The sequence below is a fragment of the Archangium violaceum Cb vi76 genome (genome assembly GCF_000733295.1).
Classification (GTDB): domain Bacteria; phylum Myxococcota; class Myxococcia; order Myxococcales; family Myxococcaceae; genus Archangium; species Archangium violaceum.
In genome coordinates, this window is the sequence record NZ_JPMI01000368.1 from 16,017 (window position 1) to 27,404 (window position 11,388).

At 67.3% G+C, this 11,388-nt stretch carries 11 protein-coding genes; 5 read left to right on the top strand and 6 right to left on the bottom strand.

The window, feature by feature from the left end:
• Nucleotides 1-84: 84 nt before the first annotated feature.
• The 3 genes from Q664_RS46080 to Q664_RS46090 form a co-directional block, all read right to left on the bottom strand.
• Nucleotides 85-1,302, bottom strand: coding sequence for a PepSY-associated TM helix domain-containing protein (locus tag Q664_RS46080; protein ID WP_043412105.1), 1,218 nt, complete (start codon nucleotides 1,300-1,302; stop codon nucleotides 85-87).
• A 34-nt stretch (nucleotides 1,303-1,336) separates the two neighbouring features.
• Nucleotides 1,337-2,191: an energy transducer TonB gene (locus Q664_RS46085; RefSeq protein ID WP_235217143.1), complete on the bottom strand. Its 855-nt coding sequence runs from the start codon at nucleotides 2,189-2,191 to the stop codon at nucleotides 1,337-1,339.
• Nucleotides 2,192-2,285: 94 nt separating this feature from the next.
• Nucleotides 2,286-2,966, bottom strand: coding sequence for a Fe2+-dependent dioxygenase (locus Q664_RS46090; protein WP_043412111.1), 681 nt, complete (start codon nucleotides 2,964-2,966; stop codon nucleotides 2,286-2,288).
• Between the two features lie 56 nt (nucleotides 2,967-3,022).
• On the opposite strand from Q664_RS46090, the gene Q664_RS46095 reads away from it, so the two are divergent.
• On the top strand, nucleotides 3,023-3,790 hold the full coding sequence (locus Q664_RS46095) for a hypothetical protein (RefSeq protein ID WP_152622746.1): 768 nt from the start codon (nucleotides 3,023-3,025) through the stop codon (nucleotides 3,788-3,790).
• 96 nt (nucleotides 3,791-3,886) lie between these two features.
• Nucleotides 3,887-5,653: an adventurous gliding motility protein AgmC gene (agmC, locus tag Q664_RS46100; RefSeq protein ID WP_052519542.1), complete on the top strand. Its 1,767-nt coding sequence runs from the start codon at nucleotides 3,887-3,889 to the stop codon at nucleotides 5,651-5,653.
• Between the two features lie 34 nt (nucleotides 5,654-5,687).
• On the opposite strand, the gene Q664_RS46105 is transcribed toward agmC, so the two are convergent.
• Together Q664_RS46105 and Q664_RS61860 are read right to left on the bottom strand one after the other, a co-directional pair.
• Nucleotides 5,688-6,467: a hypothetical protein gene (locus Q664_RS46105; protein WP_043412117.1), complete on the bottom strand. Its 780-nt coding sequence runs from the start codon at nucleotides 6,465-6,467 to the stop codon at nucleotides 5,688-5,690.
• Nucleotides 6,464-7,120, bottom strand: coding sequence for a hypothetical protein (locus Q664_RS61860; RefSeq protein WP_235217144.1), 657 nt, complete (start codon nucleotides 7,118-7,120; stop codon nucleotides 6,464-6,466). Before Q664_RS61860 ends, Q664_RS46105 begins: the two co-directional genes overlap by 4 nt.
• A gap of 178 nt (nucleotides 7,121-7,298) precedes the next feature.
• On the opposite strand from Q664_RS61860, the gene Q664_RS46115 reads away from it, so the two are divergent.
• Together Q664_RS46115 and Q664_RS46120 are read left to right on the top strand one after the other, a co-directional pair.
• Complete coding sequence (locus tag Q664_RS46115; protein ID WP_043412121.1) at nucleotides 7,299-8,039, top strand: hypothetical protein; 741 nt, start codon at nucleotides 7,299-7,301, stop codon at nucleotides 8,037-8,039.
• A 20-nt stretch (nucleotides 8,040-8,059) separates the two neighbouring features.
• Nucleotides 8,060-8,632, top strand: coding sequence for a toxin-antitoxin system YwqK family antitoxin (locus tag Q664_RS46120; protein WP_235217145.1), 573 nt, complete (start codon nucleotides 8,060-8,062; stop codon nucleotides 8,630-8,632).
• A 64-nt stretch (nucleotides 8,633-8,696) separates the two neighbouring features.
• Here Q664_RS46120 and Q664_RS46125 read toward each other — a convergent pair whose 3' ends face one another.
• Complete coding sequence (locus Q664_RS46125) at nucleotides 8,697-9,200, bottom strand: DUSAM domain-containing protein (RefSeq protein WP_235217146.1); 504 nt, start codon at nucleotides 9,198-9,200, stop codon at nucleotides 8,697-8,699.
• Between the two features lie 447 nt (nucleotides 9,201-9,647).
• On the opposite strand from Q664_RS46125, the gene Q664_RS46130 reads away from it, so the two are divergent.
• A complete protein-coding gene (locus tag Q664_RS46130; RefSeq protein ID WP_160174648.1) occupies nucleotides 9,648-11,339 on the top strand; it encodes an IS1634 family transposase in 1,692 nt (563 codons plus the stop codon).
• Nucleotides 11,340-11,388: the final 49 nt, after the last annotated feature.

Genomic DNA, 11,388 nt, shown 5'->3' on the forward strand with positions numbered 1-11,388 from the left:
CGGTTGAAGGTCAATGATTTTCATATGGCTTTAGCGCGCACGCGGAGAAGAACTCCGCGCACTGCAAGCCATTGACGCGGACTGTCAGGCCGCCGTCTCGGGCTCCGCCGAAGCCGTCTCGGGCTCCGCGGTGACGTTGGGGCGGCGGCTGGGGAAGAAGCGCCGCCAGGACAGGGCGAAGCCGGTCCACACGAGCAGCACGCCACCCAGCGAGGCGATGGCGGCCACGAGCTGGCCGAGCCACCCGAGGGCCTCGCCCGTGTGCAGGAAGCGCAGCCACGTGCGGGCCTTCCGGCCGGCGTTGTAGTCCGCGAAGGTCTCGCGGCGCAGCACCTGGCCGGTGAAGGGATCGAACGACACCTGCGCGGCGGCGAAGAGCGGCCAGCCGCCCTGCTCGCGGATGGCGAGCGTGATGGCCTGCGGACCCCGGGCCTGGGGCGCGTTCGGGCGCTGTCCACCGCCCAGGCGCACCGTGAGGGTTTCCCAGGCGGGCACCTGCTTGCGCGCCTCGGCGAAGAGCGGCTCGAGGCCGAGCGGCTTCGCGCCCTCCGGCGGGGTGGGGACCTTCACCGGGGCCGAGGCGATGGGACCCTGGGCGGGGGGCGGCTCGTTGCCCGTGAGCGTGAAGACGAGGTTCGAGGCCCACCGGTAGGAGATGACCATGCCCGACGCCGTCAGGACGATGAGCACGGGCAGGGCCCAGAAGCCGATGGTGTTGTGCCAGTTGAAGTCCCGCGCCTTGCCCTTCAGCCCGCCCCTGAACCAGAGGACGGGCCGCACCGTCTTCATCGTCCACTTGCGAGGCCACCACAGGTACAGGCCGGAGAGGGCGAGGAACAGGAAGGCGGCGTTGCTGACGCCGGTGAGGGCCTTGCCCACGGGGCGGTTGTCACCGTGCGCGCCCAGCCACCGGTGCCACTCCTCCATGACGTGGAAGAACGAGCGCCAGCCCTTCGCGCCCTGCTCGCGCACCTCGCCCGTGTACGGATTCACATACACGCCTTCCGAGCGGCCGGTGAGCACCAGCACGGCCGAGTCCGGCTCGGGGTACACCGTCACGCCCGAGGGCTGCGCCTTCGGATGGGCGGCCTTCACGCGGGCCAGCAGCTCGTCCACGGACAGGCGCGGCGCGTCCGGGGAGGGCACCTGCACCCGCCGGTTGTCGCGCTCGGCCCAGTCGATGATCTCGGACTCGAAGGCGATCGCCGCTCCGGTGAGCGACATGATGCCAATGACGAGTCCCGTGATGACTCCGGACACCAGATGGGGCCAGAAGATGATCTTGCGAAGGGTGATGCTCATCGGGTGCCTCGGGTGCGGAGCCCCTGTCCGCGCTTCACTTCAGGGAGAACTGGACGGGAATCTCGACGATGACGCGCACGGGCCTGCCGTGGTGGCCGAGCGCCGGTGAGAAGCGCCACTGGCTGACGGCGGAGATGGCCGCCTCGTCGAGCCCGGGCACCGAGCGGACGATGCGCGCGCTCCCGGGCTCCACGTGCCCATCCGTGCCGATGATGATGCGCACCAGCACGAGCCCCTGGATGCCATCGGTCTTGGCCCGCCGGGGGTAGCGCGGCTTGACCTGCGCGAGCACTTCCGGAGCGCGCGCCACCTGCTTCAGCTCGAGCGCCGAGCCGCCCGTGGCGCCTGGCAGCCCGCCCTCCCGTCCACCGATCGCGCCGCCCACGATTCCCGCCACGACGCCTTCCACGCCCGGGCTGCCCACCGCCTCGGTCGCGGGCGTCTCCTCGGGCTCCGGCGGGGTGTCCCGCACCGTCTCGGGGTTCGCCGTCTCGACCGGCGTCTCCACGGGCTCGGGGACCGGCTTCTTCATCGCGAGCGCCGGGACGACTCGCGGGGCGCGCGTCCGCGCCTGGCGCTTCACCGGCTCGGGAGCCGCGGAGCGGGCGGCGCTGGAGGCCGCGGGCGGCGGAGGCGGGAAGGAGAAGAACACCACCTCCGGCTCCTCGGGCAGCGGGGCGGCCTTCGGCTCGGCGTGGGGCAGGGTGAGCCCCAGGATGACCAACCCGGCGTGCACGAGCGCCGTGGCGAGCACGGCCCAGGCCCAGCGCTCCCGCTCACCCGTACCCGACGTGGCCTCGCCCATGCGGAACAGCCCCACGGCGGGCTTCGTGTCCTGTGGCGTCGTGGGGGCCACGTCCTGCATCCCAATATGGAAATTGAGAATCATTCTCAGTTGCACCCCGGGCAGAGATATCCCACGTGGGTTGGGACGTCAATGTGGGGGCCCGGCAATGTGGGATGGGTGTCACGGGGAGTGTATTTCAGGGCTCGGCCCATTGGCGGAGGAGGTTGTTGTAAACGCCGGTCAACATGACGAGGGAGGGGTTTCCGGGCACCTCCTTGTTGAGCTGCATGATGGCCATGTCGAGGTCGAAGAGCAGTGAGCGCTGCGAGACCTCGCGGAGCATGCTCTGGACCCAGAAGAAGGACGCGAGCCGGACGCCGCGGGTGACCGGGGTGACGTGGTGCAGGCTGGAGGCGGGGTAGATGATGAGGTCTCCCGCGGGCAGCTTCACCGAGTGGCTGCCATAGGTGTCCTCCACGACGAGCTCGCCGCCGTCATAGGAGTCCGGGTCGGAGAGGAAGAGGGTGGCGGAGACGTCGGTGCGCAGGCGCATGGGCGTGCCGGTGATGGGGCGGATGGCGTTGTCCACGTGCGAGCCGAAGGTCATGCCCGCCTCGTAGCGGTTGAAGAGGGGCGGGAAGACGCGCTGGGGCAGCACGGCCGAGATGAAGAGCGGGCTGCGCTCGAGTCCCCGCAGGACGAGGTCTCCGAGCTCGCGGGCCTCGGGGCTGTTCTCCGGGAGCTGGAGGTTCTTCTTGGCCTGGGCGGACTGGTGGCCGGCGGTGCTGCGGCCATCCTCCCAGGACGCCTGGGCGAAGACCTCGCGGCAGCGGGCCACCTGCTCGGCGGTGAGGACGTTGGGGATGTGAAGCATCATGATGGGAAAAGCCTAACCACGAGCTGGCGGTGTTCCCAGCGGGCATACTCCGCTTCATGCTCGCGACCCTGCTCGTCCTCTCCGTTCTCCAGTTCTCCCCGGCGGATGCGCCCCGGCTCGACGTGGAGCCGCCTCGTGCGGTGAGCCTGCTCTCGCCCTCCGTCGCCGTGTCCCATGGCTACGGGCTCCTCTCGCACGAGCACCAACCCGGCAGGCCCGCGCGCTCCTCGTCCTTTTCGTTCCTGCGCGCCTTCGGGGAGTTCGTCACCGGCTTCGGCTCGCAGCTCCTGGTGGGCTCGGGCCTGTGGGCCGCGGAGGTCATCACCCTCTTCGGCGCCACCGTCCTCTCCTCCGCCTTCACCGGCGGCCAGGGCTCCGACTTCGTCCTCGGCGCCGGCACGCACGCGATGATCGTCTTCAACGGCGCCATCCTCCCGCTGCTGAGCACCCTGCCCGTCTGGCTCATCGCCAGCACGGACCTGGGCTACTCCCACAGCTTCATCTGGACGTGGCTCTCCGGCATCGCCACCTACGCCGCCTTCTGGACCTTGCAGTACAGCCTGCCCTCGCGCTACGGCGGCCTCGAGCTCATCCTCTGGCCCACGCATGTCACCAGCTGGCTCCTCGTGGCCCTGGTGCAGACCGTGGTCGTCAATCTCACCAAGGAGCGTTCCTCCTCCATCTTCAGGGCTTCCTCGGGCGCGCTGCTCACCGTGGAGGGCGCGCGTGTGTCCGTGGGGGCGCCGATTCCCGTGCTCGCCCCGGACGTGTCCCGGCCCGGCCGCGTGATGCCCGTGTTCTCGCTCGCCCAGGGCCGCTTCTGAGCGCCGGGACCGCACCCCCCGTGTGCCCCGGCCTTCGGGAGTTGCCGTTCTCCCTGGGATTCTCATATGACGAGCGGTGGACACCGGAGGTGGACCGTGTCGCCCTCTGTTTCGCGCCGTTTCGTCCCGGGCCTGGTGACGGGCTTCCCGCTCGGGTTGCTGGCCATGATGTTGGGGCTGCTCCCGCTGGCCGTCCGCGCGGAGCCGGACACCTTTGGCCTGGGCAATGGGCAGCATGGCCGCCTGCAGGTGACGACGGCGGGGACCGTCATCAATGCCTCCACGCCGCTCCTCGCCGAGGCCGCCGCGGGGGCCACCGAGCTGAGCGTGGCGGAGGCCTCGGTGTTCGCCGCGGGCGAGCTGGTGCTGGTGCTGCAGGTGGGGGATGAGCTGCCCTTCGAGTCGCTCCGCGCGGCGGTGGACGAGCTCGAGGCGCGGGACTCGGGGGCGGGCCGGTGGGAGCTGGCACGCGTGGCGGAGGTGGGGACGAGGGTGCTGCGCCTGAGCGCGCCGCTGGTGAATCGCTTCGCCTCCGTCTCCCAGGTGGTGCGCGTGCCCGAGTACACGGACGTGCACGTCTTGAACGAGGCCTCGCTGCGGGCCCTGTCATGGAATGGGCGCAGCGGCGGAGTGCTGGCGTTCCTGGCCACCGGCACCGTCCTCAACCAGGGCTCGCTGGAGGTGGATGGGCTGGGCTTCCGGGGCGGCTCGGCCGAGTCGGGCGTGGCCACGGCTCTCTTCGACTGCGCGGCGGAGGATGGGACGGCGTCGGCTGGAGGCGGCGCGCGCAAGGGCGAGGGGCTCGCCGGCCGGGGTGAAGGCATTCCCCGGAGTGGGTATGGCCGGCTCGCCAATGGAGGGGGAGGCGGAAATTGCCACGACGCGGGTGGTGGCGGTGGAGGCCACGTGGGCCCGGGCGGGCAGGGCGGCCGCTCCTCGCAGGAGGTGACGGAGCGCGACGTGGGAGGCCGGGGCGGCTCGGCGCTGCGCTACACGGGGGCCCAGGAGCGTCTGCTGTTCGGCGGCGGTGGTGGCGCGGGCATCGAGGGCACGGCGGGAGGCGCGGGCGGTGGCATCGTCTTCGTCCGCGCCCAGGAGCTCTCGGGCCCCGGTTCTCGTGGCGTCATCACCGCCAACGGCCTGGATGCGACCTCGGCCAGTGCTGTGCACGGAGGTGGCGGAGGTGGCGGCGCGGGCGGCACGGTGCACGTGCGGGTCGCGCGGAAGTTGGGCTGCACGGTGCTCTCGGCCAACGGTGGGGCGGGCGCGTTCAGTGACATCTCTCCCGGTGGAGGCGGTGGAGGCGGGCTGCTGTTCATCCAGGCCGAGGGCGGTGTGCCGGCGGACTGTGCCGCCACCTCGAGCGCGGGGGCCGCGGGGTACTCGCCCGAGGGCACCCGGGGCGCCGAGCCCAGCACCGCGGGCGATCCTTCATATGGAGGCCGTCAGGAGGTCATCCCCCGGGCCTTCGCCGCGCCCGCCGTGCCGGGCTGGGTGTCTCCCGGGGCGGGAGAGACAGGGGTCGCCGCGATGCCTCGTTTCGAGGGGAGGACGGCGCCTGGCGCCACCGTGCAGGTGTTCCTCGAGGGCGAGCCACTGGGGGCGCCCGTGGTGGCGGATGACTCCGGCACCTTCGTCGTGGTGGCCTCCACGGAGCTCGCGGTGGGGCCGCATGAGGCGTCCGCCTGGGCCGAGCAGTACGGCTTCCGGAGCGCCCCATCGGCGCCGCTCGGCTTCCACGTGGGCAGCCTCGCGCTGGAGGTGGGTTGTGGCTGTGGCGTGGCCTCGGGGAGCGGCGTGTGGGGGCTCGGGCTCGCCGTGCTCGTGCTGCGGGGAGCTCGCCGGAGGCGGGGCGATTCGTAACCCATGGAGCCGCCCGCCCCGTGTGCGGGCGGGCCTACTCCTCGTCCCTGTACCCGTCGGCGAGCGAGAGAGGGTACAGGGCGCGGTGGTTGACGTTGGGGTGGTACGCGGCCAGGTAGAGTTCGGAGCCAATCAGCACCCACTCCCGTCTGGCGGGGGTGGGTTGTGCCTTCAGCCAGGCTTCTGCTTCCTCGTGCGTGGTGAAGGCTGCCGTGGCGACAGGGGGAGCCTGCTCCTCCAGGTCAACGAGGTAGTAGTTGATGCTGCGGGCCGGCGGCAGCCGACGGAAGTTCGTTTCGCGGTCATACATCACGGCGTGGTAGTCATTGCCGATCAGAACGCTGGCGAAACGCGGCGGGGCAGGGTGTTTGTCGAGCCAGGATTGCGCCTCCTGCATCGTATCGAAGGCGGCCACGACATGCGGGGGGCCTCCCGCTTCGAGATGCTCCAGGTACTGGCTGAAGGACTCGTACTGGCCGGTCGCTGAGATGAACCGGAGCGTATCGAGGATGACCTGGATCAGCCTTTCCTCTCCAACAGCGCCGGGAGCATCCAGGAGCTGTGTGAAGAACGCCTCCGTTTTGCGCAGGCGCTCCTCGAGCTCCGGGAAGTCATCGTCTCGAGGCTGAACGAGATGGACCGAGTGAAGGTCCTTGCGGAAATCCTCGAATGGGTAGTGCTGACCGGTGGCGGCAACGAAGCAAAGGGCGTCTCGCGCGAGGCCGAGAACACGAGCCTGCTCGGGAGGCTGATCTTCCCTCCATCGTTTGCCGATGACCTCCTGCGGGTGCCTGAGAATGGTGAGAACCTTCATGGTTGCGAGACCGCGAGCCGAGGAGCGGAGGGATGCGCATGTGACGCCAGGAGCAGGGCCGGTGCGAGGATCAAGCCTCCGCTGCCCGTGGCAACCACGACGAATGCCACTCCAGCGATGACGACGGCGGCTCCCACCAGGAGTTTCTCGCGATTCAGCTTCAACCAGTCCACAGCACCGTTGATCGCCGTGAATTCGACGGCTCCAGCCGTGGCCCGGTCTCGAAGATCACAGCAGTCCCGGTAGGAGGGATAGCACCTGTCACGGCACATTGCTTCCTTGGAGCGTTTGGTTGCGTGCGTCCAGTTCGTGCCCTTGCGCGAGCCGAGGCACATCTTCACGCATTGATCGAACTCCTCGTCACAGTCGCGTGTCCAGGCCGCATGGACGATGTGCCCTCCAGAGAGGGCGTTATCCGCTCGGTAGGGGGCGTATCCCGACAGGTCGAATTCGCTGATGGGCTTCCACGCGTGGTTCACCTGCCCGTCCGGCGTCTCATTGATGACGAGCACGTAGCGGGAGAGGTCCTTCGCGCCCGTGGGACCGGGGATGGCCGGGTTGCGGGCCACACTGCAGGCGAGGATCAGGAGGCCAAGGCTCGCGGCCATCAGTCGTTGCGAGGTCGAAGACGGTTCCATGTGGGGCCCGGCCATGTACCACGGTTCCCCGAGTGCGCCTTCCCTCCCTGACGCGGCGTTCCAGATGCGCCCCTGACTCCGGATCGGCGCACCGGTTTGTTCGGGATTCCCGTTTTCTCATAGACAGGAAGGATGTCTTCCCCCTACCATTTCGTCCCCTTCCTGTGCGCCCCCGCGCGGAATCGAGACCGAGATGAAGAAGCTCTTCCTGGCCGTAATGACGATGGTGATGGCGATCGGCTGTTCGGACGGTCCGTCGCAGGTGGTGGACGAGGCGGAGGGCTTCGCGCTGCTCCAGCGTGATGCGACCACCCTCGAGGCCACCTACCGCTCGGGCGGCGCTTCCGTTCGCATGCTGGTGGCCGAGACCTCCGCCAACGTCGTCGAGGTGACCTACGACTTCGGCAACCCGGTCATCGGCTTCCACATCGACTACACCCAGGGCGTGGGAACGTTCATGCCCGAGGGCAACCCGCTCGACGCCGCCCAGGCCCAGTTGCTCACCCCGCTGCTCGAGGGCCTCTCCAAGGCCATCCCCGAGGAAGGTCAGCGCACCCGCTCCGAGGAGGCGGCGATGCGCCAGACGAGCTTCATGCAGATCGTCCCCGTGGGTGAGCTGCTCTCGTCGTACCAGTACGTCTCGGCGCGCGGCTGGACCCACCTCTCCTGCACCTGCGGCAGTCAGAACATCGGCGGGTACACCCGTCAGGCTGGCCGGGGCTGTGGCTGCACCGGTGGCTCGGGCCAGGGCTGCAAGGGCCGCTGTGGTCAGGGTTGCGGCATCACCAGCACCCCCGCCTGCGTGGGCACCACGGTGTACACCCAGGACTGCGCCAAGCACGACTACGGCCTCGGCAGCTTCGCGGCCGCCTCCGACGACTACACGTTCGCCAGCAACAACTGCAGCTGCAGCGGAGTCGGCACCTGCTACTAGCTTCCTCTCACAAGACGCTCGTGGCGCTGGCCGTCGTCGTGGGCACGGCCCTCGGATGCAGCAAGGCGTCCAATCCCTGTCCCGAGGGTGCGCGGCTTCATGGCCGCGCCCCACCCGAGGGCACCCTCCAGTGGTGCGCGAAGCCCGACGGCAAGAAGCATGGCCGCTGGGTGGAGTGGCACCCCAACGGGAAGCTCAAGACCGAGGGGCCCTACGTCGACGGCAAGATGGAGGGCCACTGGGTGAGCTACTTCGACACCGGCGTGAAGCAGTTCGAGGGCGAGTACCGCGGCGGCCTCAAGCAGGGCGTGTGGACCCTCTACTACGAAGAGGGACAGAAGAACCGCGAGGAGGTCCACTCCGCCGGCTCGCAGGAGGTGAAGTGGACCGCGTGGCGCTCCGACGGGCAGAAGTGGGCCGAGGGGACACTGCTCGCGCAACGCGCGCAGGGCCTCTACTCGGAATGGCACTCGAATGGAGTGCTGGCCGTGCAGGGCCACTACGCCAATGGTGAGAAGGCCGGTGAGTGGAAGTACTGGGAGCTCGACGGCAAACCCTCGCTCGAGGCGCAGGGTGACTTCTCGCGCGACTGAGCCGAGGTTCCTGGCCATGCCAGTAGATTCGTGCCTCGCCACCGAGTGCCCGGCCCCAAGCCGGTCACGACTCCGGGGCCGGACCGTCGAGGCCCCTGAGCTGTTCCTCGGCCATCCGGCGGTACTGCGGCACGAGTTCCACGGCCAGCACGTCACGCATCTGCTGGCGCGCACCCTCGAGGTCGCCAGCGTCCCGGAGACTCGTCATCCGGTACATCGAGTGTAGGAATCGGCTTTGGGCCTCCCGGAAGCGAGAGAGGATCATTCCCATCAGGGCCTCGGCGCCTTCCGGGTTCTTCAGGGCCTCTTCCGTCTCGGCCTCGCTGAGGGCTGCCGTGGGGGCGGTCCGGCGAAGAAGGGCGCGCAAGTCATCGGCGAGTTCCAGGGCGTACCCCTGCTGGACCCGGAGAGCGAGCGCGGCGAGCTGTTGCCGGTCGTCCAGGTCCGGATGGAGCCGCCCGGTTGCGTGCACCTCCGCAAGCCCGGTTGATTCATTGAGCAGGATTTCGGCATGCTGCCGGTAGAGGGGAACAACCTCCACGGCGAGCACTTCACGGGTGACTTGCAACCTACTTTCCGCACATCGCGAAGCTGATTTCATGCTGATTTCAAATGCGGCTCAATCAGGGCAAACCTCAAGTAGTCGTGCCTCCGCGTGAAGCTCGATGATGATGGGATTTCATGAGAGCCCCCCTCTTGGAAGGGTCCAATCTCGCTGATGTTCAAGCGCTGTCTGTTGCCGAGCACTCCTGGGTTGATGTTCACCCACCATGTATCCACCAGAGCGGCCTCATGCGAGTTCTCCTGCTGCATGCGGTACCTGTCCAATCCCTCCGGTAATGAGCGACCCGGCCCTCGTTCTGCTCCCTGTGGGAGGGCCAGGGGTAGAGAGGCATCCAAGAACAGGCTTGCCCCACCTCGCAAGTGGTACCATCATTCTTACGTGCGAAGGATGGTTGACAATCACGGGCCAGGTGCCTCCTCTGAGACCAATGAGCCTGGTCTGGAGTCAAAGGTGGTGGGGGCGCTGCCCATCATCAACCACTTCCTTGAGTTGACGGGAGTGAACGCGGCCCTCCAGCGCTTTGTACCCCAGCCGGGCTCACGCGACCGACTGCCGCCCGCGGTAGGAGTGGGCATCCTGCTGCGCAACATTCTGGTATCCCGCGAGCCGCTGTACAGCCTGCGGGACTGGTGCCGTCGCGTCGAGGGTTCCCTCTTGGGACTGCCTGGCAGTGGGGTGGAACTGCTCAACGATGATCGGCTCGGCAGGTGCCTGGACAAGTTGTTCGAGGCTGACCGCGCCGCGCTCATGACGGAGGCAGTCGTCCAGGCCGCACGGAGCTTTGAGCTCAATCTCGAGGAACTGCACAACGACAGCACGACCGTCACGTTGTCCGGGGAGTACGTAGACGCCAAGGGGCAGCGGAGGAATGGAAAGCCTACCCATCGCATTGCCCATGGCTACAACAAGGACCACCGGCCCGACTTGAAGCAGTTGCTCTACCTGCTGACGACTACAGCGGAAGGGGCCGTTCCAATCTGGTGCAGTGTCGAGCACGGGAACACGACCGACGACAAGACGCACATCGGCACATGGAGTGTCCTGCGTGAGCTGGTGGGCAGACCCGACTTCCTGTACGTAGCGGACTCAAAGCTGTGTACACGGGAAAACATGGACCACATTGCCCGTCACGGGGGGCGGTTCATCACGGTGCTGCCGCGGACTCGGGGTGAGATTCAGTCCTTTCGTTCCTGGCAGAAGAAGTTCGGTGTCGAGTGGATAGAGGTTTTGCGTCGCCCCAACTCTCGGCTGAAGGACGGTCCGGATGATGTGTTCAAGGCCTATGAGTCGCAATTCCCGTCCGATGAAGGCTATCGGATTGTGTGGATATGGAGCTCACAGAAGGCCGAGTGTGAAGGGCTGTCCAGGCGGCGGCGAGTGGCGCGGGCAACCGAGGAATTGCAGAACCTGGCGGAACGAATACAAGCGCCCCGCTCACGAGTCAAAGACGCTGTACATGCTCAGGAATTGGCGAAGGCCATTCTGGCTCGCACTCGGACCGAGGAGTTGATGACCGTCGCGGTCGAAGTCCAAGAAGAAGAACGCTTCAAGCAAGCAACCCCTGGCCGGCCAGGCAAGCAGACCGTCTATGTGCGTGTGCCTCGGGAGAAGCTCCAGCTCCACTGGAGCACTCAAGCCGAGGCGCTGGAATTCGAGCAGGCGATGGACGGAATCTTCCCTCTCGTGCTCAACGACCGGCAAATGTCACTGAAGGATGTTCTGCTGGCATACAAGCATCAGCCTCGACTGGAGAGACGTTTCGAGCAACTCAAGTCCGTCCTGGAGGTGATGCCCGTCTTCCTCAAGAGCCCAAGTCGAATCGAAGCACTTCTATTCCTGTACTTCCTCGCGCTTCTCATTCACTCGCTCATCGAACTTCAGCTTCGACGACAGATGGCCAGCGAAGGCCGTGCTGATTTGCCACTCTATCCAGAGGAAAGAGCGTGCGACCGTCCCACTGCGGATAGAGTCCTGCACTTCTTTGGTGACGTGCGCTGCCATCGACTTCTGAACCCGTCGGATGGTTCCTGCCGGATTTTCAAGGACAAGCTGACTCAAAGGCAGGCCGCCATCCTTCAAATGCTCGGAATGTCACCGTCCCACTACTTCACAGGGATTCAAGAGGGGCCGCGAAAATCATGAATCAAAATCCATGGGAAATCAGCTTCGCGATGTGCGGAAAGTAGGCTTG